The sequence below is a fragment of the Stenotrophomonas sp. 2201_Sma genome (assembly GCF_056486685.1).
The window spans coordinates 2,676,050-2,700,168 of record NZ_CM151329.1 but is presented as its reverse complement, the minus strand read 5'-3'; the positions used below and the strand labels follow the sequence as shown (position 1 = coordinate 2,700,168).

The following is a 24,119-nucleotide window of genomic DNA, read 5'->3' as shown; positions in this document are numbered from 1 at the left end:
CCGCAGGAGCCGCCCATGCCCCCCATCGTTGTCCGCACGACCGTGTGTGCTGCACTGCTGGCCGCCCCGATCCTGGTGTTGGCGCAGGGCTCGATCCTGCCACAGCAGCGCGATGCCGCCGGCAATGTGATGGAGCCGCTGGGGCACGTGCTGATCACCCCGGAGGCAGGCCCGGCAGGACTTTATGAGTGCACCCAGGACGGCAACTGGTGTGTACGCGTGCAACCGGTGGCCGAAGAGGGGAAGCGGCCCACCGTGCTGGAAGTGCTTGAGAAGGTGCCGGGCCAGGGCAAGCCAAATAGCTACCACGTCCGCATTGACGTGCCGCAGGAAAGCGAACTGAAGCTGTGGCCATGGATCGTACGCCTGGCACCCGGTGTCGGCGCGGATGAGGACGTGATTGACCCGCAGCAGCGTGCCCGCCAGAACGTACTGGTAGGCGCCACGGTCACCTTCAGCATGATGTACTCCGGCGGTGGTGCAGACGCATCGACGCTGCAGCTGGCACGCGTGCGCCACCTGCAGGATGGCGTCCAGGTGGACGATGATGTGCTGACCGTGCCGTGGGTGGGCAACGCGATGATCCGTGCCTGCTTCAGCGAGCAGGACATCAGGCAGCGTGCCGGTGCCTGCCACGATGAGTATGGATTCTCGGCAAAGCTGGGGCTGGATCCGGCAGTGCAGGGCATGCCGGTGCTTCGTTACCAGACGGTGGCGACCCGCTTCCCCGCAGGTGCATCGCGTTTCGAGGATTCGCTGGCGAAGGGGCCGTTGAAGACGAAGGACCTGCACACCGAGCAGGATCCCGCGTGCAGCTATTCGCGTCTTTTCCGTTTCAGTGAGGGCCGTTTTCACCCCGACCAGCCACTGCCGGATTGTGCGGGCTATACCGAACCCTGAGCCCTGTCACGCTGGTCCATGCCCGACGCGCGTTCTGTGTAGAGCCGAGCCCACGCTCGGCTGCTGTTCAGTGGCAGCCGAGCGTGGGCTCGGCTCTACAGAAGCCCGCGCGGTGGTTACTCGCAGCGGGCTGCGGTGATGATGTTGTCCTTGTCCATGTAGACGCGCAGGCGATCCGGACGGATATCCTTGGTGGTAATCGTGGTCGGGCCGATCGGGTTGACCAGGCCGGCGCCGCTCTCACGCGACAGACGACGCATGTTCTCCTCATTGCCCGGCTGGCCGATTGCCCAGCCAAGCTGGCTGGCGTCGCAGCGGCCGGTGCCCTTCACCTCCGGCCCGGGCGTACTGACGCAGGCGGCGAGCAGCATCGGCGTGGCGACTGTGGCCAGGGCAAAGCCAGCGGAACGGAAACGGGTCATGAGCGGCGCTCCTGCGAGATGGTGGCGCCACCATAGCACCCTGCCTGTGGCGACGGCATGCGTTGGATCAAAGCGTGTCAGTCGGTGTGTGCAGGCATTGGCGTCGGACCCCGTCATGGTGATGGGCCGTACTTGATCGCCTCCCACACCCTGTCCATGTGGGTGCGCAGCGGAACCGGCGCCCTTGCCAGTTCGGGGGCGTCGTGGCGCTCACCACCGAGAGGGGCATCGCCTTCCACCTCTACCTGTGATTCACCCCGCACTTCGTAGTACTGCTCACCCTGGTGAAGACCGATCCGAAGCTGCCGCGGGTCAACGCCACCGCCACAGAAGCTGTGGCTGGCGACGGTCACTTCGGCGCGACCATCGTTGTCCAGGTCGGTTGCGGTTACCTGATCCAGGAAATAGCCGGCCTCCAGGTCCAAGCCATCGCATTGGACCGGATCCTCCACACTCCACCGCGACATCCAAGGCGCCGCCTCATCCGCGCGCCGGAACAGCTCTGCACGCAGCGTGATCTGATCCATCGGTTCGTCGTCGCCGTGTGCCGGCACTGCCTGATCGCTGACCGAAAGCAGCAGCAAGCCCGCGCCATCGACGTCCTTGAATGCCACCTGCTTGAGCAGGGTGCCGGTGTACAGACCCTTCAACTGCCTCTCGTGCGATGCGGGAAATGTCTCAAATGTGGGCTGTGTCGGCGACGCGTCACAGCCAGCCAACAGCAGCACGAACGCAGCCAGGAGACAGTGGCCGGGTGTGGCAGTGCGTTCTGCGACCCCGCTCATCAAGGCCCACCAAGCGCATTGCTCAGATCCTCCCAGATTCCCATGACCGTCCTCGCATCAACGCCGGATGCCGAGGTGGCATTGTTTCTGAGAACGAAATTGCTGTACAAGACGTGCGCACCGGCCCGAGGCATGAATGCCACATGGCAAGTTGAGGTAGCACGAGAGAGCGGACCGTCTCCCTCATCACAGTCCACTTCCGCAGTGAACAACATGCGGCCGTCGATGGTGGCTGGCTTCATTTCGTACGTCGACATGCCCGTGGCGACCTGGAAATGCTCCTGACCATCAAGGGACCCGGTTGTTGCTGTAATGCCGAAATCGGTGACGAACCGGGTGCTGGAAGACGAGCAGAGAAATCCCACGCTCCGGCCCTTTTGCTGGAAATCAAAGCACCGGGTCTGCGGATAGCCGCGTGCAGTCGAACGGTCCACTGTCACGGAGACTCCTTGGGGCGCATGGATTTTCAGCGCGTTGTCTCTCCGCGCGGAAGAGCACGCGGAGGCCGCAAGGCAGAAGAGGGTAACGAAAGCGGCAAGCCTGTGGGGGGGAATGCTTCTTCGCATGACCATGGGAACCATAATCGTCCGTCACGTCCCGGCCATTCATCGCGCCCGCTTCGCGCGGTGAGCCGCGATCACGCCAAGCGCCTGTCAAAGGCCCTGGGCCGGGCACGCCACGGCCAGATTCAGTCCGGCTGGTCCACGATACTTCGCCGTCCTGGGGTCGAAGTTCAGCTGGATTTTTTCGGTGCGGACCCCATCACCGTGAGCCTGCGGGCAGTCCCGCGTTGCTTCCAGAACCGGCCACGTGGCATGCGGCACGGCCGGAGCGACCAGTGTTGTGAACTTTCCTTCCAGAAGTCGGATGTAGGTTCCGTCCTTGCATTGGGCCAGGACCAGCTTGTCGGTCACGTCGATATCGCCATAACTGCTGCCGAAGTAAGTCAGGATGGCATCCTTGCGTCCATCCTTGTTCAGGTCCGGTGTGTCGCTCAGCGATGTTTTTCCCTGCTGGCCGCTGTACGGGCAGCCTTCATCGTCGCCGGGCGGACAGGCGCTGACGTGCTTTCCTTCCAGGGGAAGGAGTTCGATCCGATCGTCGATGGAGACCGCGGCGCAGGCGCGGTCCAGGGTATCGGCAACAGGGGGCTTGGCCGCACAGGAGGCGGCCAGGCAAAGACCGGCCAGCAGCGGGGCGGCTCGAAGGACGGAAGGCATCGTCATATTCCCGTGGTATCGAAGTGGAAGGAGCCGCGGCCATCACGCAGCGCGCCCAGCTCGTTGTTGAGGGTGTAGTTGCGGCTGTTGCGCCCGGCATAGGTAGGCCAGTTGGCGAGGCGGTCCTGCGTGTCGTTGACGGTAAGCGCGTCGGTGAGCAGCTGCGCCGTGATCGCCTGTTCGTGTGCGTTGGTCCACTGCGCAGGTGCCGTCGCCCAGTTCAACTGGGCATGGCCATTGATGGCGCGGGTCAACGAATCCCTGACGCGGGCGCCGGTCACGTGGCCTGGACGGAAGATATGCCAGCGAAGCAGGATCGCGACCGATTTTTCCGAGGTGTAGATATCACCCAGCGTGCCGTTGATATGGACGGCACCCACATTGACCGCAATGGGGGCCGAGCGGATGTCGCGGATGCGGAAGCGGACCATGTCCCACATCGCCTGCTGGAAGTTCGCGCAGGTGCGGCCAATCATGGCCAGCCGGTAGAACCAGTGCCAGGTCTTGAAGTAGTTGGCCTCCACGGTTGCCCGGTCGACCATGGGCAGCTGGGCCAGGCCGGTCGCCGCCTGCGCAGGCCGCGTCTGTTCGTCGTGATGGCGGATCCAACCCACATACTTGCGGCCAGTGCGGTCCCAGAGCGGCCCCGTGTTGACGCCTGCCCAGGCCGTGGCCGGATAAAGACCCAGATTGCCGAGATAACGCTGGTAGTCGGCCGGGTTGCGATGCAGGAAGTAGGCGAGGAAGCCGGGCAGCTCACCGTTGTCATAGCCGCCGGCAGGCATCAGGCCCATGGTCCAATGGCAGGGGCCGAGCGAGACCAGTGCGTCGTCGTAGGCATTGATGCTGTCGAACATGCCCATGCACTCCTGCTCCGCCGTGGCACGCACAACGCGGTAGGTGGATGCTGCGGCACCGTTGGGCGTGGCGGCCAACACTGCCGTGGTGGTGGCTGGACCGATCAGGCGTTCCGGCGTCATTTCCGCTTCGGCCCAGGTATGGTTGGGCACCTCGCTCATCGGGCCGCCGTAGGTCATGAATCGCGCGTAGCTGCCCAGCGACTGGTACTGGTCATCGCGGCGGCCGTTCGGAAGTGTGTAATGACCGGTGAAGTCCCTGCTGAACATCCGCACGCGCGCCACCACGCGATTGGCGGCATTGCGCACGGTGCCCTGCGTGATCTCGTCGAAGTTCCAGATGTTGATGCCGTTGGTGAACGGCGTGGTGCGCTGGTTGTTGCCGGTGGCAACCTGCCATGCCTCGATGACCACCGGGCAGCGATAGTTGTTACGCAGCCAGTGCTCCATCGCGGTACGCGTGTCGGCGTTCATCACGCCGCTGATCGGGCCGGTGTAGCGCGATCCGTTGGCGACCCGGTCCAATGAGGCGACGTGATAGCTTTCCGGTGGATTGGAGTTGGGGCGCAGTCCCAGCGCCATTACTTCCGGTGCGGTCAAACCTGCTTGGGGCTGCCAGCCGTGCAGCCGCCCTTGGTTCAGTTGCGCGGCATTGGCCATGCTGGCGTAGATCTGGAACTCCCGTACCGCCCACTCGGTGCCGCGGCCGAATCCACCATCGGGTGTGCCGACGAACATGAAGCCCAGAGTGCGCAGGTCCTGCTGGAGCTGGCGCACGTGCTGCGGGATCGCCAGTGTCGCTCCGCCCTGGTTCTGCGGTGTCTGCGCGTTCGTGGGCGTGGGTGGCGGCGGATTGTCGACGCCGCCCCAGCGAGGCGGCCGGTTGTTCGCAGGCGTGCCGTCGTGGTCGCCTCGTCGCAGGTTGTGATTGCCGTAGATCATGCATCCGTCCTAGATGTCGTGGTCTTTGCCCAGCGAGGTGACGCCGGGAAGGCTGGGCGTGTTCAGCCCAACCAGCTCACGCGCCTGGTGGAAGCGTTGCATGGCCATGCGGCTGAGCTGGCCGAAGTCGCCGTCGACCGCACCATCGTAAAATCCAAGATTCTTCAGACGTGACTGCAACCCGGTGTGCTCGTCGGTCTGCTTCTGTGCGGCAAGGTCGAGTGTCCATTCCCAAGGATGGTTGTCGGCGCCGAACGGAAACACCTTCAGCTTGGCCTGCTTCGCACCTTCGGGCATCTCATGCATCAGGCTGCCATCGGAGGCGAGCTCGCCTTCGAAGTGTTGTCCGCCGATGTCTAGTGAGTAGGGCTTGCCGGCCAGTCCCTGCAGGCCAAACTGCTCGACCAGGCGCAGTCCGAATTGTTGCGGTACCAGTTGCGTGCCGCGCGGAAGGTGCTCGGGAATGGCGGGATTGGTATCGGCCCCCATGAACGGATGCTCGCCCGCCTTCACCTTGAACTCGCCCGGGCAGCTGAACGTGATGTTGCCGCCCTCCAGGGTGATCGCGCTGCTGCCGGCCTGCAGCACCACTTTGCTCTGCGCCAGCACATCGATGCGGTCATCGGTGGCGGTGATGGTCAGTGCCTGGTCGCTCAGCAGCTCCAGTTCGCCATCGTTGGCCTGCAGGCTGACCGGGCCCTGGGCGGCGATCACCCGCAGCGGGCCGCTCTGCGCGAACAGTGAGACGTGCTCGCCGGACACCGTGGCGATGGTCTCGCCTGCGCTGATGTGCAGATCCTGCTGCACCGTCATCTGCAGGTTCTGCCCGGCGTAGGCCACCGCGCTGGCTGGCGTGGTCCAGGCAATGTGGTGCGGTGCTTCGGCCAGCAGCAGCGGCTTGGCCAGACGCTCCACCGGCTGGTCACCCGGGCTGCGGCCATCGCCGCCCGGCTTCATCGCGCTTTGTCCGTTGACCTCGCCTTCGTAGCGTCCCTGTGCCTGCGGATCGATCTGCTCGCGCAGCTGCTTTGTGCGCTCGAACTCGGCCAGTCCGGGCACCTGCTGCTGGGCCAGGGTCTGCTGCATCTGCTCCAGGCTGCGCTCGGCGCCCTTGAGCTGCGCCACCACGCTGGCGTTGTCCATGACCGTGGAAGCGGCCCGCTCCTGCGCGCTGGCGGACAGCAGCAGGCCTTCGGCCGCATGCACGTTGCCCCAGCCCTGCGTGGCCAGCTCGAAGCCCTCGCCGCGCAGGGCGCCGCGGGCGGTGTTCTGGTGCGCGATCAGGTAGCCCAGCTCCAGCCGGCTGTCGGCCAGCGAGCTGTGCAGGCGCGTACGCAGCTGGCCCGGCGTGTCATCGATCACCCATTGCTGGGTGCCGCTGCCGTCATGGGCCTGGGTGTGCAGGCCGCTGAGTACGCCGGGATGGCGCGCGTTCTCATCGATGCCGCCGCCGAAGGGTGGGGCGACCTCACCGTTGTAGAGCTGGCCGGTGACGCGCGGCTGGTCGATGTCACCGTGCAGGAATTCCACCAGCACTTCGCTGCCGATGCGCGGCAGGAAGGCCGTGCCCCAGTTCGGGCCGGCCACCCATTCGGCCACCGACACCCAGCTGCCGCTGGTGTGGTCGCCGGGCGCATGGCCGGTCTGGGCGCTGCCGGTGTCGGTCAGACCGCCCGGGTTGGGCTGGCTGCCGCGCTGCCAGCCGAACTGGATGCGCACCTGGTGTTCGCGGTTCGGGCTGACGGCCGCATTGGCCACACCCACCACGCGTGCGGTCTGCGGGCCATGCAGGGTGGGGCGGTCCTGCGGCAGGGCGCGCAGCGGCACCCCGGCGCCGGTGGCGAGGAAGGCGTTGCGGTAGGCGCCGCGCTCCAGATCAGTACTGGCGAGCAGCTCGGCGATGCCCTGGTCCAGATTGTTGACGGCGACATGCTGCACGGCCAGCAGCTGGAAGCGCTGGCCCTCATGCTGCGGATGCTGGGCCAGACTGAAGGTGCTGCCTGCGGCCAGCTGGCGCTCGCTGCCGCTGCCGCTGTACAGCACCTGGCCAACGCGCAGTGCGTCCAGCCGCGCCTGCGCTTCGGCGTCGGCCCAGGCGGGCTGGGCGAAGCGGCCGGCACGCGGCTGCACATAGACCTCCAGCGCGGGCAGGGTGCCGGCATCGGCACTGGACTGCGCCGCCACGGCATTGACCTGCTCGCTGTGCCAGCTGGCGACGGTACTGGCGTTGGGCACCAGCTGCTGGCGTTCGGCGAAGGCAGTGATGCCATCGCTGCTCTCGGCCATGTCCGCGCGATGGAAACGCACGCGGCCCACATCGGGCAGTTCGGCGCCGGGCTCGAACACCACCAGGGTGTGGGCGGCGTCGCCGTCCTGCGTCTGCTCGATGCGCCAGGCGAGGCCGGCCTCGGACAGCAGGCGGGTGACGAAGGCCCAGTCGGTTTCGCGGTACTGGGTGGTGATCGCACGGGCCGGCAACTGGGCCTGCACGTCGAAGCGGAAGGCGGCCTGCGGGTAGTCGGCGAAGATCTGCTCGCAGATCGCGCGGGTGTCCTGGTCCTGGAAGATCACCGCATTGCGGCGCAGGCGCAGCAGGGCGGTCCAGGGTTCGAGGGTGAGCCGATAGCGGGCCAGCCCGCCGTCGCTTCCCAGCTGCGCCGCCTCGGTGCACAGCCCGTGCCACTGCCGCAGCGCGCCATCGGCCTGGCGCAGTTGCAGGGTCAGCGGCTGCTCCAGCCACGGTTCCAGTTCCAGGAACGCATCGGTGGCCAGGCAGTCGATCTGCAGGCGGTTGTCACCGCACACCGACTCGGTGCCTTCAAACCGCTCGACCACAAGGCCCTCGTCGGGGCCCTTGAGCTGGATCAGGCGATCCCGATGCGACAGCGAGGCGAGGGAAGCAAGCAGCGTGGAGCGCGAGATGTCCATATCGTCAGGCTCATGGGAGGGTGATCGTAATGTGGGCGGTGCGCTCGGGCATCTGCACCACGTCGTTGTAGGCGGCCAGCTGCTGACGGGTTTCGTGTCCCAGGTAGGCGCGCATGCCGAAGAACGAGACGATGCCGAAGCAGCCGACAACCACGGCCGGCAGCCACAGCGGCACGACCCGGCGCAGGCCATGGCGCACGTTGTCGGGCGGCAGCGCGTGCGGGGCGAAGCCGTGGCGCTTGCCCTTCAGGTAGACGATCTCGTCACCCAGGCGCGCGGTCAGATAGCCCAGCTTCTCGGTGCCTTCGATACGGTACTTGCCCTCGAAGCCCATCAGCAGGCAGTAGTGATAGACCTCCAGCGACGGCAGGCGCGCCGCGCCCTGGCGGCGCAGTTCTTCCAGCCGATCGAAGAAGTGCTCGCCGGCGAGGTGCTCGCCGAACAGGCGCAACTGCAGCGGATTGCGTTCCCAGGTTTCGTGCAGCGGCGACGGCTGCGACAGGATCGCCTCATCCACCGCGGCGCAGAACGCGTACTTGGCGGCGTAGACATCTTCGGACGCCACGCCAAGCCGCATCGCGTTGCGTTCGACGCCATCGAGGAACTTCTGCACCGTCTGCACGAAGCCCTCTGCGTCGTGCGGCAACTGGCCACGCTTGAGCAGAAGCAGCAGGTAGAAGCCGTCGGACATCAGATCCTGCAGGCTCTGCGGATTGGCCGCCTGCGGCGTCGGATTGACCATCGCGCCATTGGCGGTCAGCGACGGCATCGGGCCCGGGGTCGGGGGCAGGGGGGAATTCATCATGAGGTCACCGCCACAAGTTCCATCTTCAGCTCGGCAATGCCGGCCGGCACATAGATCATCACCGACTGCGCCTTGAGCATGCGCTCATACAGCGCACCGCGCGAATCAAATTCGAAGTAATGGCTGCCCGGGCGCACCGGGATCGCTGCCGGCACCTGCGCGGCGTGGGTAAGCTTCACGCCTGGCAGTGCGGACAGCACGCACTTCTCGACGTCGTCCGGCGCGCCGACCTTGAAGCGCACCGGGACGCTCTGGATCAGCTCCTGCGCCGGCAGCGAGGCGGAGACGGACAGGTAGAACGAGGCGTTCCCGTCGATCCGCTGCGAGTCCAGCCGACCGAGGTGGTAGGACGGCTTGACCTCGTTCAGCGCGATCTTGAAGTAGCGCGTGGAGATCACCGTATCCAGCAGTGCCCGCACGATCTCCAGCAGCTTGCGGAACGAAGCTTCCGGCTGGTCGTGGCGGTACACCGGCAGGTCGCCCAGCTGGTAGGCGTTGGAGAAGGTCAGCAGTGCGCCCGCCATGCGCAGCAGTTCCTGGTGCAGGCGCTCGGGATGCAGCTGCGGATGATGCAGCAGATGGGCCAGCGCGCTGAAGGAACTGTTGATCGTATGCAGCAGCCAGAACGACGCGATGTCGCCCGAGCGGAATTCGATGATGTTCTGCGACGTCTGCCGATGCAGCCCGTACAGCGCATCGACCTTGGCCTGCAGCGCATCGAGCACTGCACGCAGTTCACGATGCAGGAACGGCGAGGCCTGCAGCTGCGCGCAGGGCGGGATGAACTCATCGTCCAGCTCGAAGCCGCCGCTGGAGGTGCGGCGCACACGCGCCACCGGCACGGTCGCATAGGCATCACGGGGCTGGTCGTCGGTAAGCAGCTTCACCGCCTTGCTCAGGTAGGCCAGTTCGGCCTCCACTGCATCGGTGAACAGGTCCTGCGTATCGCGGTTGGCCTGCCGATAGCGCGCAAGCACCGTGCCTTCCGCATCGGTGCAGTTGGCGCCGTCATCGCGCAGCAGCGGAAGTGCCAGGTAGATCACCGTGGACTGCACGCCAGGCGGCAGATCCTGCAGCGACACCGCGTCCGGCAGGCTGTCGTGGGCGGGGGCATCGTAGGTTTCGCCATCGGGGAACACCGCCGACAGATCGAGCGGCCTCAACGTGCCGCCGGACAACGCATGGGGGTCGAAACGCACGCGGCGCGCGCCCCACGCGTACGGGTGCAGCGTCTGCGAAAGATCCTGCAGCCGTGCCTCGTGATATGCGTCCTGGCGCTGGAAATGCTGGGGCCGCAGGAACAGGCCTTCACCCCAGAGAACCTTCGACATCCTGCTTACATAAGCCACATTCAATCCTTGGAAATACCTTGAAAGGTTGCCCCTTGGGGGCCGGTTCCGCCGTCCTCGCGTTCCGCTGCGGCGAAGGCCCTGCCTTGCAATGTGAAAATGTGAATCACATCGCACATTGATTGCGGCGGGGCAAACGTTGCGCGGAAGATACTATCGCATTGCGGCAATTTGAGTGCCAGAATTCCGACGCGGTCCTATTTCGCGCCTGCACAGCGGATCGAGGCAAGACTGCCCGGATCGCCGGAAAGTCGTGTGAGCAGGGCCTTGCTGTCGCTGGTCAGGGCACAGGCGTGGACACCGATGGTCACACCGTCCTGCGGCAGGGTCTTGCCCTTGGTGTCGAACGCGAGCCGCCAGCGGTTCTCGGCGGGGGCGCGGAACAGGGCGACCACGCCCAGCACTGCACTTCCTTCACTCAGCTGCTCGGACAATTCCTGCCGGGCCCCGGGGGTCAGCACCACCTCATTGACCGACAGCAGGTCGGCACCGAGGGCGGCCTGCTCTCCGGCCTGGTCCAGGAATGCGTTGAAGGGCGCCTGTTCGAACCGTTGCAGGCTGCGCAGGTGGTAGACCTTGACCACCGCCGCGCTCGCCCGCTTGTCGTTGCCGGCATTGAGGTTGGTGCCGGCATACAGGCGCAATGGGACGGTCGGTGGCGCTTTCGGCTTTTCCTCGCGGATGCCGACGGCCTGCAGTGTCTTGTCCATCGCTTTCCCGAGCTTGCTGTCGCTGGCGCAACCGGCAAGGGAACCCGAAACAATGAAGGAGAAAATCGTGACGGATATCACGCGGCGAAATGAGGAAAGTTGCGCATTCATCTGGAGTCGGCGGGCTCGAAGGGCGGGGTGAAAGTCACGTATGCAACGGATTTCGCTCGCGGATATCACATTGGAATGTGAAGAATGTGTCTATCAAAACCGCCACATTCTTGACGAAATTCACTATACCGATGCGTATTCGCGAATGTACACTGCCGCCGACAGGGGCAGGAATCCCGTGCGGTGTATCGGCGGCGATTCGGCTTCCTTTAGGAACTAATTTCGACGAGGGATCACTATGGAAGTGAAGGCAATGGGGAAGGCTGTCTACCGGCCGATGTTCGCGCTGATGTTGCTGTCGGGCCTGGCGGCCTGCTCATCGGCACCGAAGAAGGCCGAGGTCGTGCCGTTCGAAACGACGCTGAGCAATGCCGAAGCACAGGTCACCACCGGTGGCGCGGATGCCGCCATCAGCGCATTCGAGGAAGCGGCGAAGGCCGATCCGACGCGCAAGGAGCCGTGGGTGCGCATCGCTCAGCTGCAGTTCGACCAGGGCCAGTATGCCCGCGCCATTGTGGCTGCCGAGGAAGTGCTGCAGCGCGATCCCAGCGATCTGGTCGCCGATGGCGTGATCACGGTGGCCGGTTTCCGCATTGCCAACCAGTCGCTGACCCGCCTGCAGGGGCGCGGCGCGCTGGCTTCCGATACTGCCCGCAAGGAAGCGCAGACCCTGGCTACCACCCTGCGCAACACCATGGGTGATGCCATTCTCGATCCGGCGCCCAAGCCGAAGCCGCGCAGCCGCGCCCGTGCCGGCCGTGCCGCCGCGCCCGCCGCTGCCGCGCAGCCCGCTGCACAGCCGGCCAAGCCCGCTGCCCGCTCGAACAACTCCGATCCGTTCCAGAACATCGGCAACTGATCCGGACCCGGCCCCAGTCAGGAGACACACATGGCCAAGAAGGAAAGCATCCAGAAGCGGCTGCAGAAGATCCGCCCGCCGCGCGTCCAGCTCACCTACGATGTCGAGAAGGGTGACGCGATCGAGCAGAAGGAACTGCCGTTCGTGGTCGGCGTGATGGGCGATTTCAGTGGCAACCCGGAGCAGCCGCTGCCCAAGGTCAAGGATCGCAAGTTCGTCAGCGTCGACATGGACAACTTCGACGAAGTGATGGAAGGCATCGCCCCGCGTGCGGTCTATCGCGTGCCGAACAAGATCAGCGACGAAGGCGGCGAATTCGGCGTCGAGCTGAAGTTCAACTCCATCGATGACTTCCGTCCCGAAGCGGTGGTCCAGCAGATCGAACCGCTGCGGCGCCTGCTCGAGTCGCGCACCAAGCTCGCCGACCTGCGCAACAAGCTGGCCGGCAACGAGAAGCTGGAAGACCTGCTGACCGATGTGCTCAACAACACCGAGCAGCTGAAGAAGCTCGGCGTGACCAAGGAGGACTGACCGATGTCAGCCGAAGCCAGCCCGTTGGCCACGCAGGCCGCCGTTGCCGAAGACGTCGGCCTGCTCGACCAGATCGTCGAGAAGAGCAAGGTCGCCAAGTCGAAGACCGAGCATGACCGCGCCAAGGACATCATCGCCGCGCTGGCGAAGGAAGTCCTGGACGGCACCGTGGTGGTCTCCGACAACCTCAACCTCACCCTCGATGCGCGCATCGCCGAGATCGACCGGATCATCTCCGAGCAGCTCAGCGCCGTCATGCATGCCGAACCGTTCCAGAAGCTGGAAGGCAGCTGGCGAGGCCTGCATTACCTGTGCCAGCAGACCTCCACCGGCCCGAACATGAAGATCAAGGTCTTCAATTCGCCGCAGAAGGATCTGGTGAAGGATTTCAAGTCGGCCATCGACTTCGATCAGAGCGCGCTGTTCAAGAAGGTCTACGAAGAAGAGTTCGGCACCTTCGGTGGCGCGCCGTTCGGCGCACTGATCGGCGATTACTTCCTCGGCCGCCAGCCGGAGGACATGTACTTCATCGAGCAGATGTCGCACGTGGCTGCCGCCGCGCACGCACCGTTCATTTCGGCAGCGAGTGAAGGCATGTTCGGCCTGGAAACCTTCACCGATCTGGGCAAGCCGCGCGACCTGGCCAAGGTGTTCGACACGGTCGAGTACGCGAAGTGGAAGTCGTTCCGCGAGAGTGAGGACAGCCGCTATGTCGGTCTGACCATGCCGCGCTTCCTCGGCCGTCTGCCCTACAACCCGAAGGATGGCACCACCGTCGAAGGCTTCAACTTCGTCGAGGAGATCGAAGCGGCCGACCACAGCAAGTTCCTGTGGTGCAACACCGCCTATGCGATGGGTGCGCGCCTGACCCAGGCCTTCGAGAACTTCGGCTGGTGCGCGGCAATCCGGGGCGTGGAAGGTGGCGGCCTGGTCGAGGACCTGCCGACCCATACCTTCCGCACCGATGATGGCGAAGTCGCGCTGAAGTGCCCGACGGAAGTGGCCATCACCGACCGTCGTGAAAAGGAACTCAGTGACCTCGGCTTCATGCCGCTGGTGCACTGCAAGAACACCGACTACGCCGCGTTCTTCGGCGCACAGTCGGCACAGAAGCCGAAGAAGTACAACACCGATTCGGCCAACGCCAACGCGATCCTGTCTGCCCAGCTGCAGTACATTTTCGCGGTGTCGCGCATCGCCCATTACCTCAAGGCGATGATGCGCGAGAAGATCGGCAGCTTCGCATCGGCGGGCAACGTCGAGGAATTCCTGAACCGGTGGATCGCCCAGTACGTGCTGCTGGACGACAACGCATCGCAGGAAGCCAAGGCCCAGTTCCCGTTGCGCGAGGCGTCTGTGCAGGTTTCGGAGGTGCCGGGCAAGCCTGGTGTCTACCGCGCGGTGGCCTTCATCAGGCCGCATTTCCAGCTCGATGAGCTGTCTGTTTCGTTGCGTCTGGTCGCCGAACTGCCGGCGTCCGCGAAAAAGTCGTAACGGTTTGCTGTAACTGAAGCGTCCAGGGGAGTCCGCTCCCCGGATTGCAGTGACGCTTATTTCAAGAGGGCGCAGCCCCCCTTAACCGCCAGGCCCCCGCCTGGCACATCAAATCTCACGGAAGAACGGAATTTAGGAGACCAGATATGCAGCACGCTTTCCTCTCGATTGACACCATCAAGGGCGAGTCGCACGACGACAAGCACAAGGACTGGATTGAAATCCAGTCGTTCTCGCAGGACCTGTTGCAGCCGCGTTCGGCCACCGCGTCGACCTCCGGCGGCACCACCGCTGCCCGCGTGAACCTGTCCCCGATCGAAATCACCAAGTCGATCGACCTCGCCTCCACGGCCCTGAACCAGGCCGCCTCCAACGGCACCACCTTCCCGAAGGCGCAGATCCAGTTCATGCGCGCCGACAAGGACGGCAACGCGATCAATTACTACACGGTCGAGCTGCTGAACGTGCTGGTCCACCGCGTCACCACGACGGTGGACAAGGAAGGCATGCCGCAGGAAGTTGTTCAGCTGAGCTTCGGCGCCATCAAGTGGACTTACCAGCAGCAGAAGCCGGAAGGCGGCGTTGGTGGCAAGACCGTGGCGCAGTGGAGCGCAACCAAGAACATCCCGAACTACACCGTGTGATGTTGTGTCACTGCGATGGCGCCTCGTGCGCCATCGCAGTCTGATCGTCGGGCAGGGCCAGGAACGGCCCTGTCTCTGCCGCACCGCTGCCGCCCGCACGGATGCCGAACCTGAGTGGATCGACCAATGAAGGGACTCGAACCCAGCCTGCTGGAAAAACTGTTCGACGACGCCCCCAAACAGCCGGGCGCCGGGCCGGTATTCAAGTCCGTCTCGCTGGAGCAGTACAAGGAATCCATTGCCCGTGACCTGGAAGGGCTGCTGAATTCGCGCGCCGCGTTCCAGGAAGGCGACATGAAGGAGTTCCCCAACTGCCGGCAGTCGCTGCTGACCTACGGGCTGGCCGATTTCTCCGCGATGAGCCTGGCCAACGCCTATGATCGCGCCGCCATCTGCCGCTCCCTGGAGCAGGCCGTGGCGCGCCACGAGCGCCGGCTCCGCAACGTCAACGTGCACCTGGACGCCGGCAATCAGTTTGCCGGCGGCCTGCACTTCACCATCCATGCGCTGTTGGATCTGGAACCGGCGCGCGAGCCGGTCAGCTTCGACGCGATGCTGCAGCCCTCGACCCTGCAGTACCAGGTCACCCGCGCACGTCGCACGCAGGCCGCCTGATGCAGGACCTGCTTCCTTATTACGAACGCGAACTGGCCTATCTCCGTCGTTACGGACGCGAGTTCGCCGAGCGTTACCCGAAGATTGCCGGCCGCCTGCAACTGTCCGCGGAGGGCAGCCAGGACCCGCATGTCGAGCGGCTGATCGAAGCGTTCGCGCTGCTCAGTGCCCGCGTTTCCAAGCGCATCGAGGACGACTATCCCGAGTTCACCGACGCGCTGCTGGATGTGCTCTATCCACATTACCTGCGCCCGTTCCCGTCGTGCTCGATCGCCCACTTCGACATGGAAGGGGTGGCCTCCAAACTGAGCGCGCCGGTGCGCGTACCCCGCGGTACCGCCCTGCAGAGCCGCCCCGTGCGTGGCGTTCCGTGTGATTTCCGCACCGCCTACGACGTGGTCCTGGCACCGGTCGGGGTACAGCAGGTGGTGTACCGCAGTGTCGCCGATGCACCGATGGCCACGACGCTGCCGGCGGGCACCGGCGGCCAGATCTCGCTGGGCTTCCAGCTGCTGTCCGATCAGCTCGGCTTCGGCCAGCTGGGCACCGATCAGCTTCGCCTGTTCCTGGATGGCGAGCCGTCGGTGCGGGCCGCTCTGCGCGATGCGCTGATGCTCGGGGTAAAGGCGGCCTATGTCGAATCCGATGGCGATGGCCGCTGGCGACGCCTGGAAAAGGTCCCGCTGAGCCCGGTGGGCTTCGCCGAGGATGAGGCGCTGATCGACTTCCCGGCGCGCTCGCATCCGGCGTACCGGCTGCTGACCGAGCTGTTCGCCTATCCGGAGAAGTTCGGATTCGTCGATCTGCACTTGCCCAGAGTGACCGCCGGCGCCAGCCGTCGTTTCACGCTTCACCTGGTGCTGCATGCGCAGGGCCAGGACCGGGGCAACACGATGGTGCTGGAGGAACTGGGCACGCACAACGTGCGTCTGGGCTGCACCCCCATCGTCAACCTGTTCACGACCAGTGGCGAGCCAATCCGCGTCACCCATCGCACGGTCAACTATCCGGTGCTGGCCGACGCGCGTCGCGCCTTCGCCTACGAGGTGCACTCGATCGACTCGGTGCACCGCATCCGGCAGACACCGCAGGGCGAGCTGATCCAGGCCTTCCGTCCGTTCTACTCGCTGCATCATGGCGAAGATCCGGAGCGGACCGGTCAGTACTGGGTGGCACGTCGTGACGAGGATGTCGCACGGCAGAGCCCGGGTTTCGAGACGGAGATCAGCTTCGTCGACCTGTCATTCAATCCGGTACTTCCGCAGACCGACACGGTCAGCCTGGAGCTGACCTGCAGCAACCGCGATCTGCCCAACCAGCTGGCGTTCGGTGTGGCCGGTGGTGATCTGAACATCGAAGGCGGCAGCCCGGCCAGGGCGATCAGCCTGCTGCGCAAGCCGACCAAACCGCTACGTTTCCGCCATGGCCGCAATGCGCAGTGGCGCCTGATCTCGCACCTGTCGTTGAACCAGCTGTCACTGACCGCCAGCGGCCTGCCAGCGCTGAAGGAGATGCTGCGCCTGTACGACCTGTCCGGCAGCAATGTTTCCGCTCGCCAGATCGACGGCATCCTCGAGCTGCAGCAGACCCCGACCACCACCTGGATGCACGGTCGCCAGTTCGCTTCGGTGGTGCGTGGCCTGGAGATCCGCCTGACGATCAATGAAGCCCACTTCGTGGGTACCGGTGTGGCCGCCTTTGCCCAGGTGATGGACCACTTCTTCGCACTTTATGTGCATGCCAACAGCTTTACCCGTCTGGTGCTGGTTTCCGGCGACAGCGGGGAGGAGATCGTCCGATGCCCAGCGCGCAGCGGCGAATCGATCCTGGCGTAGCCCAGCAGCTGCTCACCGAGCCCCACCGCTTCCAGTTCTTCCAGGCGGTGCGGTTGCTTGAGCAGGTGTTCCAGCGGCAAGGCGTCAAGCCCGGCCAGGCCGTGCCGATGCGCGTGCGCTTCCGCAACTCGCTGTCGCTGGGCTTCCCGGCCACCGAGCTGTCCGCGGAGGGTGAGGTCTACTCGCTGAAAGGCGAGCGGCTGGAGGGGCGCGAGGCCATCGAGCAGGCGCTGCACGGCGAGGAACTGGCCGAGGTCCACCTGACTCCGCAGTTCATGGGCCTGCTGGGCACCGCTGGCGCATTGCCGCTGCATTACACCGAGACCCTGCAGCTGCGCGAGTTGTACCAGCGCGACCGCACCGCGCGCGCGTTCCTGGACATCTTCTCCACACGCGCCGTATCGCTGCATTACGCGGCGTGGAAGAAGCATCGACTGGCGCTGCAGTACGAACTGGATCGCCGTGAGCGCTTCCTGCCGCTGGTGCTCTCGCTGCTCGGCATGGGCATGAGCGAGCTGCGCGATCGCCTGCACGACGGCGAGGGCGAGATATTCGATCAGGCCGTGGCCTATTACGCCGGCGCCGTGCGCCAGCGCCCCGTATCGGCCGTGCTGATGCAGCGCATCCTGTCGGACTATTTCCAGGTGCCGTTGCACCTGGAGCAGTTTGTCGGCGCGTGGTACCGGGTGCCCGCCGGTCAGGCAACGCGGCTGGGCCAGGCCAATGCGGTGCTGGGGGCGAGTGCCCTGGCTGGCGATCGCGTCTGGCAGCGAGACCTGCGCATGCGACTGCGCATCGGGCCGCTGCGGCGCGATCAGTTCGACGCCTTCCTGCCGGGTGGCAGTGCGGCCGAAGCACTGTCCAAGTGGTTGTCGTTGTTGACCGGCGGCGTTCTCGAGTACGAAGTGCGGCTGGTGCTGCGCGCCGAGGATGTGCAGGGCAGCGCCCTCGGCAGCGGCGGCGGCGCTCGGCTGGGCTGGGACAGCTACATGTGCACCCAGGCGCAGACCACATCGCGTGAGGACACCACCTATGGCATCCACACGCTGCAATGACAACCCGCCGCAGGCGTCCGTGCCTGCGGTCCTCGAACGGTTCCAGCAAGGAGTGCGTGTTTCCGCATGAGCATCAACCTCAAGACCCTGATCAGCAAGCTGGACGACACCTGCCGCCAGGCGGCCGAGCGGGCCGCGAACCTGTGCATGGCGCGCGGCAACTATGAGGTGGACCTGGAGCATCTGTTCCTGGCCCTGCTCGAGCAGCCGCAGAGCGATTTCGTGTTGATTGCCCGTCGCAGCGGCATCCTGCCGGAATCGCTGGAGCGTGATCTCAACGATGAGATCAGTCAGTTCAAGACCGGCAACGGCCGCACGCCGGTGTTTTCCCAGCACATTCCCAAGCTGTTCGAGCACGCCTGGCTGATCGCCTCGCTGGACTCGGAAACCACCCGCATCCGTAGCGGCCATCTGCTGCTGGCGCTGCTGACCGAGCCGGACCTGGCGCAGTTGGCCTACCGTGGCTCGAAGCTGTTCGTGCGTTTCAAGCGCGAAGAGCTCAAGCACGACTTCGCCAAGCTCACCGAGGGCTCGCAGGAGGCGGTGCAGACCGTCCGCTTCGCCGATGCCTCGGCGAAGGAAGAGGGCGGTGAGGGCGAGGAAGCCGTATCCGGCGAGGCCAAGGGTGGGTTGTCCAAGACGCCGGCCCTGGACCAGTTCACCACCAACCTGACCCAGCGCGCCCGTGAGGGCAAGATCGACCCGGTGATCGGCCGTGATGGCGAGATCCGCCAGGTGATCGACATCCTGATGCGTCGCCGCCAGAACAACCCGATCCTCACCGGCGAAGCCGGCGTGGGCAAGACCGCCGTGGTCGAAGGGCTCGCCCGGCGCATTGCCGACAAGGACGTGCCTGAGGTATTGCAGGGTGTCGAGCTGCACACGCTGGACATGGGGCTGCTGCAGGCGGGTGCCAGCGTCAAGGGCGAGTTCGAGAACCGCCTGAAGAACGTGATCGACGAGGTCAAGAAGAGCCCGCATCCGATCATCTTGTTCATCGATGAAGCGCATACGATGATCGGCGCCGGTGGCACCGCCGGCCAGAACGATGCGGCGAACCTGCTCAAGCCGGCGCTGGCCCGCGGTGAGCTGCGCACGATCGCGGCGACCACCTGGAGCGAGTACAAGAAGTACTTCGAGAAGGACGCGGCGCTGGCCCGCCGCTTCCAGGTGGTCAAGGTTGAAGAGCCCAGTGAAGTGCTGGCCGCAGCGATGCTGCGCGGCATGGTCGGGTTGATGGAGTCGCACTTCAACATCCGCGTTCTGGACGAAGCGGTGACCGAAGCCGTGCGTCTGTCGCACCGTTACATCAGTGGCCGCCAGCTGCCGGACAAGGCTGTCAGCGTGCTGGATACCGCCTGCGCGAAGGTCGCGCTTGGACAGAGCGCCACGCCTGCGATCATCGAAGACACCCGCAAGCACCTGGATCGCCTGCAGGCGGAAATCAGCGCGCTGCAGCGCGAAACCGCAGGGGGCAGTGCACAGCACAGCGAGCGCCTGGACGAGCTGCATGCCCAGCAGGCGGAAGCGCAGGCGGTGCTGGCCAGCAATGAGGAGCGCCTCACCCGCGAGCGCGAACTGGCAGGCCGCATTGCCGCGCTGCGCCAGCAGATGGAGCAGGGCCAGGCACAGGCGGCCGATGGCGAAGCGCCCAGCGATGACGGTGAGGGCGACGTCGCCGTGGCCAAGCCGGCCGCCAAGCGCGGCAAAGCCAAGCCGGAACTGTCGCCGCAGCATGCTGAACTGGCGCGACTGCAGGCCGAGCTGCGCGAGTTGCAGGGCGAGACGCCGATGGTCCCGCTGCAGGTCGACGGAACCGTGGTCGCGGAGATCGTGTCGGCATGGACCGGCGTACCGCTTGGCCGCATGGTCAAGGACGAGATCCGTACCGTGCGCACGCTCGGAAACCTGCTGGTCGAGCGCGTGATCGGACAGGACCACGCGCTTGATGCGATCGCCCAGCGCGTGCGCACCGCCACGGCCAAACTGGAAGACCCGAACAAGCCACGCGGTGTTTTCATGTTCGTCGGCCCCTCCGGTGTCGGCAAGACCGAGACCGCGCTGGCGTTGGCTGACATTCTCTATGGTGGTGAGCGCAAGCTGATCACCATCAACATGAGCGAATACCAGGAAGCGCACAGCGTGTCCGGGCTGAAAGGCTCGCCGCCGGGCTACGTCGGTTATGGCGAAGGCGGCGTGCTGACCGAAGCCGTGCGCCGCAACCCTTACAGCGTGGTGCTGCTTGACGAGGTGGAGAAAGCCCATCCCGACGTGCTGGAGATGTTCTTCCAGGTGTTCGACAAGGGCGTGATGGATGATGCGGAAGGCCGCGAAATCGACTTCCGCAATACCCTCATCATCCTGACCTCCAACATCGGCTCCTCGCAGATCATGCAGGCCTGCCTGAACAAGCCGGCCGAGGAGATTCCGGCGGCCGACGCGCTCGCCGACGCGCTGCGCCCGGTGCTGATGCGCAGCTTCAAGCCGGCCTTCCTCGGCCGCCTCAAGGTCGTACCGTACTACCCGATCAACGATGACGTGCTTGCGCGGATCATCACGCTCAAGCTCGGTCGCATCCGCGACCGCGTCATTGCCAACCACAAGGCCACCTTCAGCTGGGACGACAGTCTGGTGGAGGCCGTGCTTGCGCGTTGCACCGAAGTGGACTCAGGTGCCCGCAACGTTGACCACATCCTCAATGGAACCTTGCTGCCGGAAATCGCCGAGAGCGTGCTGGCGGCGATGGCCGAGGGGAACCGGATCAACGCCATCAAGGTCACCGCCGGCAAGAAGGGTGACTTCAAATACAAAGTGTCTTGACACTGAGCAAATGGAGAAGGCAATGGAATTCTATGGATTCGACCGCGAAGCGGCTCTCAACCACTGTGACAGCCTGGAACTCGGCCTTGGCCGTGAGCTGGACCGTGTGCGTGCCTGGAACCGGCTGCGCCCCGAACATGTGATCGAGCTGCTGGAGACCGCGGTGCCCGCTGCCCGCCAGGATGCCCGCAACGTGGCCGCGCAGATCAGCCGCGGTTCCTGGCGCATCCACATGGATGCCCCGGTCGTGGGCAAGCCGCAGCTGGTGAGCAACGTGCGCGAACTGCAGATCACGGCCGGTGGACGCGATTACCGCCTGAAGATCAGCGAAGGCGTCCGCCTGCAGCTGGAAGAAATCGTCCAGGCCGCCTGATGATCGTGTGAGCTTGTCGCCCCGCAGAGGGGCGCAGGCCACGCGGAAGCGGGAACCGGAGGAAGCCGATGCGCATGCCGCATGCAGACCACCTTGAAGCACGGGAAGTCGGGGAATCACCATGGACCTGGTAAACAACCTGCGGGCAGCGCTGGCCGGCCCATCGCATGCACAGCGCTTCCTGCGGCTGCACACCTCGCTGGGGAGCGACGTGCTGGTGGCCGAAACGCTGGATGGCGTCGAACAGATCGACGGCATCGGTTTCCAGTGGACGATCACGGCGCTGTCGCTGGATGCGGGCCTGTCGCTGGGCCCGCTGATCGGGCAGGGCGCGCTGCTGCAGATGCAGCAGGCCGACGGCAGCCTGCGGCCGTTGCATGGACGCATCACCGCCGCCGAGCGGCTGGGCAGCAATGGCGGCCTGGCACGCTACCGGTTGCGCCTGCAGCCGTGGCTGGCGTTCCTGTCGCAGCGGGTGGACAGCTATGTGTTCCACGACAGGACGGTCGTGGAGATCGTCGAGGACATCTTCGCCGACTACGGTGGTCTGGCCCCGGCCTGGCGCTGGTCGCTGGCCGATGCCGGCCAGTACGCCCGGCGCAGCCTGACCACGCAGTACCAGGAAAGCGACCTGGCCTTCCTGCAGCGGCTGCTGGCCGAGGAAGGCATCTATTACTGGTTCGAGCATGCCGGTGACTCTGGCAGTGCCGACTTCGGCAGCCACACCCTGGTGCTGGCCGATCACAGCCATGACACCGCCGAGCTGGGCAGCGTGCGCTTCCATCGGCGCGATGAGAGCGAGCGCAGTGACAGCGTGCAGCAGTGGTCGACCGCGCACCGCTGGCGTCCGGGCAAGGTGCAGCGTGCCACCTGGGACTACCGCACGCTGGAGCGCCGCCAGGCCAGCGCCGAAAGCGGGCAGGCCAACGACCTGGGCATCATCGACCGCGACACCTGCGGCCCCTACGGCTGGCAGGACAATGCCCGCGGCCAGCGCCGCGCGCAGCAGCACCTGGATGCGCTGCGCGTGCGCGCGCAGACCATCGAGGGGGCCGGCCAGTGGCGCACGCTGGCCCCGGGCGCACGGTTCGGCCTGTCGCAGCACCCGCAGGTGAGCCAGGACGCGCAGTTCCTGTGCCTGTCGGTGCAGCACCAGGCGCGCAACAACCTCGATGCCGATGTATTCGATGCGCTGGAGCAGACCCTGGGTCCGTCCAGCGTGGCCGCGCCGGCACTGCCGGGCGCGCTGTCGGGCCCGGCCAATGGGCGTGCGCCCGGTGAGGTCTCCACCGCCTTCTACGACAACCGCTTTGTGGCCATCCCGGCCGAAGTGACCTACCGGCCGCAGACCGACGATGGCCATGGCACGCATCTGCATCCGCGGCCGACCATCACCGGCACGCTCAGTGCGATCGTGGTCAGCGATGGCGACCCGCTGCTGTCCGACCGCGACCACCGCATCAAGGTGCAGTTCCCGTGGCAGCGCGGCGGCAACGCCAGCAGCGGGCTGGCCCATCCGGGTGGGGACGACAATGCCCCGGCCACCGGGGGGGCCTGGACGTGGGTGCGGGTGATGACCCCATGGGCGGGCGACAACTGGGGCGGCGTGGTGCTGCCACGGCGCGGCCAGGAAGTGCTGGTGGCCTTCCTGGAGGGCGACATCGACCGCCCGGTGGTGGTCGGTGCGGTGTACAACGGCCGTGGCCAGCAGGACGCGCAGCACAACCAGATCAACGGTGGCGGTGCCAACGCCACCGGTAATGCGGCGGCATGGTTCGAGGGCAACGATCACGCCGCGGTGTATACCGGTTTCAAGAGCCAGGCGCTGGCCGACAGCCAGGGCGGGCAGGGCGGCTACCAGCAGCTGCGCTTCGATGACACGCCGGGCCAGGGTCGCGCGCAGCTGTCCACCACCCAGCACGAGACCACCCTGACCCTGGGCCATCTCAAGGGCGGCCAGGACAACGTGCGCGAGGGCGAGCGGGGCTTTGGTGTGGAACTGTCCACGCAGGCCCAGGGTGCACTGCGCGCCGGCCGTGGCCTGCTGCTGACCACCGAGCCGGGTACGCCGCAGCTGGCGGCGCCGCAGGCACTGAGCCAGTTGCAGGAAAGCCAGCAGCTGCTGCAGCAGCTGGCCGAGTCGGCAGGCAAGCAGCAGGCGCAGCTGCACGGCGAGGCGGCCGAATTGCCGGTGGACACGACGCTGACCGAACTGCAGGAGACCCTGCGCGCCACCCACAGTGGCAGCGCGGCGGGCAGCATTGCCGGTGGCGACGGTGAAGCGCCGGGCTGGAGTGCGCCGGTCCTGCTGGGCAGTGGCGTGGCCGGCGTGCTGAGCCTGACCCCGGCCGACCAGGTATGGGTCAGCGGCACGCATACCACCCTGGCCAGCGGGGTGGCGCTGAACTGGATGACGCAGGGCTCCTTGACGATGGCCGTGGCCGGCGGGCTGGTGCTGTACACCGCCGGCATGGAACCCAGCGGCGAGAGCCCGAACCAGGAGCGCGGCATCGCGCTGCATGCTGCACAGGGCAAGGTGAGTGCGCGTGCGCACAAGGACCAGGCGATCGTGGCCGCCAAGACGCAGGTGCGCATCGCCAGTACCGAAGCGGACGTGCAGCTGTCGGCGCCGAGCAAGCATCTGCTGGCGACGGCGGCCGGCGCCTACATCCGGATCGAGGGCGACAACATCGAACTGGGCGCGCCGGGCAAGGTGGAATTCAAGGCGAGCCAGAGGGAATGGATGGGGCCGGCGAGTGTGGTGGGGGAGGCGAAGGTGCCAGACGGTTCACACAAGGCATGCGAGTATCGCGTGCGTGCAGCGGAACAGTCGGGCGCCGGCTTGGTCCCACTGGGAGCCTGAG

20 protein-coding genes are annotated in these 24,119 nt (G+C 65.7%); 11 read left to right on the top strand and 9 right to left on the bottom strand.

The window, feature by feature from the left end; all coding sequences use genetic code 11:
- The first annotated feature begins 15 nt into the window (after positions 1–15).
- Positions 16–900 carry a hypothetical protein gene (locus ACZLIF_RS12520; protein ID WP_128988026.1) on the top strand — a complete coding sequence of 295 codons (885 nt, stop codon included), beginning with the start codon at positions 16–18 and terminating at the stop codon, positions 898–900.
- Between the two features lie 116 nt (positions 901–1,016).
- On the opposite strand, the gene ACZLIF_RS12515 is transcribed toward ACZLIF_RS12520, so the two are convergent.
- The 9 genes from ACZLIF_RS12515 to tssJ all read right to left on the bottom strand — a co-directional run bounded on the left by ACZLIF_RS12515 (position 1,017) and on the right by tssJ (position 10,918).
- Positions 1,017–1,322, bottom strand: a complete 306-nt coding sequence (locus ACZLIF_RS12515) for an I78 family peptidase inhibitor (protein ID WP_128988025.1) — start codon at positions 1,320–1,322, stop codon at positions 1,017–1,019.
- A 113-nt stretch (positions 1,323–1,435) separates the two neighbouring features.
- Positions 1,436–1,972 (bottom strand): M949_RS01915 family surface polysaccharide biosynthesis protein, encoded by a 537-nt coding sequence (locus tag ACZLIF_RS12510; RefSeq protein ID WP_128988024.1) that lies wholly within the window; start codon positions 1,970–1,972, stop codon positions 1,436–1,438.
- A gap of 134 nt (positions 1,973–2,106) precedes the next feature.
- Positions 2,107–2,541 carry a hypothetical protein gene (locus tag ACZLIF_RS12505; RefSeq protein WP_164972343.1) on the bottom strand — a complete coding sequence of 145 codons (435 nt, stop codon included), beginning with the start codon at positions 2,539–2,541 and terminating at the stop codon, positions 2,107–2,109.
- A 219-nt stretch (positions 2,542–2,760) separates the two neighbouring features.
- Positions 2,761–3,327 carry a hypothetical protein gene (locus ACZLIF_RS12500; RefSeq protein ID WP_128988022.1) on the bottom strand — a complete coding sequence of 189 codons (567 nt, stop codon included), beginning with the start codon at positions 3,325–3,327 and terminating at the stop codon, positions 2,761–2,763.
- Between the two features lie 2 nt (positions 3,328–3,329).
- Entirely contained in the window at positions 3,330–5,126 is a 1,797-nt protein-coding gene (locus tag ACZLIF_RS12495; RefSeq protein WP_128988021.1) for a peptidoglycan-binding domain-containing protein, read from the bottom strand.
- Between the two features lie 9 nt (positions 5,127–5,135).
- A complete protein-coding gene (tssI, locus tag ACZLIF_RS12490; protein WP_128988020.1) occupies positions 5,136–8,054 on the bottom strand; it encodes a type VI secretion system tip protein TssI/VgrG in 2,919 nt (972 codons plus the stop codon).
- 10 nt (positions 8,055–8,064) lie between these two features.
- A complete protein-coding gene (icmH, locus tag ACZLIF_RS12485) occupies positions 8,065–8,856 on the bottom strand; it encodes a type IVB secretion system protein IcmH/DotU (protein ID WP_128988019.1) in 792 nt (263 codons plus the stop codon).
- Positions 8,856–10,190 carry a type VI secretion system baseplate subunit TssK gene (tssK, locus tag ACZLIF_RS12480; RefSeq protein WP_053517623.1) on the bottom strand — a complete coding sequence of 445 codons (1,335 nt, stop codon included), beginning with the start codon at positions 10,188–10,190 and terminating at the stop codon, positions 8,856–8,858. The genes icmH and tssK overlap by 1 nt, the downstream gene beginning before the upstream one ends.
- Positions 10,191–10,405: 215 nt before the next feature.
- Positions 10,406–10,918, bottom strand: a complete 513-nt coding sequence (tssJ, locus tag ACZLIF_RS12475) for a type VI secretion system lipoprotein TssJ (protein ID WP_229765827.1) — start codon at positions 10,916–10,918, stop codon at positions 10,406–10,408.
- Between the two features lie 349 nt (positions 10,919–11,267).
- Here tssJ and ACZLIF_RS12470 point away from each other — a divergent pair, with 349 nt between their 5' ends.
- From ACZLIF_RS12470 to ACZLIF_RS12425, 10 genes are all read left to right on the top strand, one after another.
- On the top strand, positions 11,268–11,888 hold the full coding sequence (locus ACZLIF_RS12470) for a tetratricopeptide repeat protein (RefSeq protein WP_180877009.1): 621 nt from the start codon (positions 11,268–11,270) through the stop codon (positions 11,886–11,888).
- A gap of 30 nt (positions 11,889–11,918) precedes the next feature.
- A complete protein-coding gene (tssB, locus tag ACZLIF_RS12465) occupies positions 11,919–12,419 on the top strand; it encodes a type VI secretion system contractile sheath small subunit (RefSeq protein ID WP_053517620.1) in 501 nt (166 codons plus the stop codon).
- A gap of 3 nt (positions 12,420–12,422) precedes the next feature.
- On the top strand, positions 12,423–13,913 hold the full coding sequence (gene tssC / locus ACZLIF_RS12460; protein WP_053517619.1) for a type VI secretion system contractile sheath large subunit: 1,491 nt from the start codon (positions 12,423–12,425) through the stop codon (positions 13,911–13,913).
- A gap of 146 nt (positions 13,914–14,059) precedes the next feature.
- Positions 14,060–14,557: an Hcp family type VI secretion system effector gene (locus ACZLIF_RS12455; RefSeq protein ID WP_006465355.1), complete on the top strand. Its 498-nt coding sequence runs from the start codon at positions 14,060–14,062 to the stop codon at positions 14,555–14,557.
- Positions 14,558–14,683: 126 nt separating this feature from the next.
- The gene (gene tssE, locus ACZLIF_RS12450) at positions 14,684–15,172 is read left to right on the top strand and encodes a type VI secretion system baseplate subunit TssE (protein ID WP_057496761.1); all 489 of its coding nucleotides are present in this window, start codon (positions 14,684–14,686) and stop codon (positions 15,170–15,172) included.
- Positions 15,172–17,007 carry a type VI secretion system baseplate subunit TssF gene (gene tssF / locus ACZLIF_RS12445; protein ID WP_128988018.1) on the top strand — a complete coding sequence of 612 codons (1,836 nt, stop codon included), beginning with the start codon at positions 15,172–15,174 and terminating at the stop codon, positions 17,005–17,007. Before tssE ends, tssF begins: the two co-directional genes overlap by 1 nt.
- Positions 16,971–18,062 carry a type VI secretion system baseplate subunit TssG gene (gene tssG, locus ACZLIF_RS12440; RefSeq protein WP_128988017.1) on the top strand — a complete coding sequence of 364 codons (1,092 nt, stop codon included), beginning with the start codon at positions 16,971–16,973 and terminating at the stop codon, positions 18,060–18,062. Before tssF ends, tssG begins: the two co-directional genes overlap by 37 nt.
- Before the next feature lie 66 nt (positions 18,063–18,128).
- On the top strand, positions 18,129–20,882 hold the full coding sequence (gene tssH, locus ACZLIF_RS12435) for a type VI secretion system ATPase TssH (RefSeq protein ID WP_128988016.1): 2,754 nt from the start codon (positions 18,129–18,131) through the stop codon (positions 20,880–20,882).
- Between the two features lie 22 nt (positions 20,883–20,904).
- Entirely contained in the window at positions 20,905–21,255 is a 351-nt protein-coding gene (locus tag ACZLIF_RS12430; protein WP_053520392.1) for a hypothetical protein, read from the top strand.
- A 121-nt stretch (positions 21,256–21,376) separates the two neighbouring features.
- The gene (locus tag ACZLIF_RS12425; protein WP_478462009.1) at positions 21,377–24,118 is read left to right on the top strand and encodes a type VI secretion system Vgr family protein; all 2,742 of its coding nucleotides are present in this window, start codon (positions 21,377–21,379) and stop codon (positions 24,116–24,118) included.
- Position 24,119: the final 1 nt, after the last annotated feature.

Coding starts and splice junctions, on each gene's coding strand:
- ACZLIF_RS12425 (WP_478462009.1), top strand. CDS start 21,377: ATGGACCTGGTAAACAACCTGCGGGCAGCGCTGGCCGGCCCATCGCAT.
- tssI (WP_128988020.1), bottom strand. CDS start 8,054: ATGGACATCTCGCGCTCCACGCTGCTTGCTTCCCTCGCCTCGCTGTCG.
- tssB (WP_053517620.1), top strand. CDS start 11,919: ATGGCCAAGAAGGAAAGCATCCAGAAGCGGCTGCAGAAGATCCGCCCG.
- tssG (WP_128988017.1), top strand. CDS start 16,971: ATGCCCAGCGCGCAGCGGCGAATCGATCCTGGCGTAGCCCAGCAGCTG.
- tssC (WP_053517619.1), top strand. CDS start 12,423: ATGTCAGCCGAAGCCAGCCCGTTGGCCACGCAGGCCGCCGTTGCCGAA.
- icmH (WP_128988019.1), bottom strand. CDS start 8,856: ATGAATTCCCCCCTGCCCCCGACCCCGGGCCCGATGCCGTCGCTGACC.
- tssK (WP_053517623.1), bottom strand. CDS start 10,190: ATGTCGAAGGTTCTCTGGGGTGAAGGCCTGTTCCTGCGGCCCCAGCAT.
- tssE (WP_057496761.1), top strand. CDS start 14,684: ATGAAGGGACTCGAACCCAGCCTGCTGGAAAAACTGTTCGACGACGCC.
- tssJ (WP_229765827.1), bottom strand. CDS start 10,918: ATGGACAAGACACTGCAGGCCGTCGGCATCCGCGAGGAAAAGCCGAAA.
- ACZLIF_RS12455 (WP_006465355.1), top strand. CDS start 14,060: ATGCAGCACGCTTTCCTCTCGATTGACACCATCAAGGGCGAGTCGCAC.
- tssF (WP_128988018.1), top strand. CDS start 15,172: ATGCAGGACCTGCTTCCTTATTACGAACGCGAACTGGCCTATCTCCGT.
- ACZLIF_RS12515 (WP_128988025.1), bottom strand. CDS start 1,322: ATGACCCGTTTCCGTTCCGCTGGCTTTGCCCTGGCCACAGTCGCCACG.
- ACZLIF_RS12520 (WP_128988026.1), top strand. CDS start 16: ATGCCCCCCATCGTTGTCCGCACGACCGTGTGTGCTGCACTGCTGGCC.
- ACZLIF_RS12495 (WP_128988021.1), bottom strand. CDS start 5,126: ATGATCTACGGCAATCACAACCTGCGACGAGGCGACCACGACGGCACG.
- ACZLIF_RS12470 (WP_180877009.1), top strand. CDS start 11,268: ATGGAAGTGAAGGCAATGGGGAAGGCTGTCTACCGGCCGATGTTCGCG.
- ACZLIF_RS12500 (WP_128988022.1), bottom strand. CDS start 3,327: ATGCCTTCCGTCCTTCGAGCCGCCCCGCTGCTGGCCGGTCTTTGCCTG.
- tssH (WP_128988016.1), top strand. CDS start 18,129: ATGAGCATCAACCTCAAGACCCTGATCAGCAAGCTGGACGACACCTGC.
- ACZLIF_RS12430 (WP_053520392.1), top strand. CDS start 20,905: ATGGAATTCTATGGATTCGACCGCGAAGCGGCTCTCAACCACTGTGAC.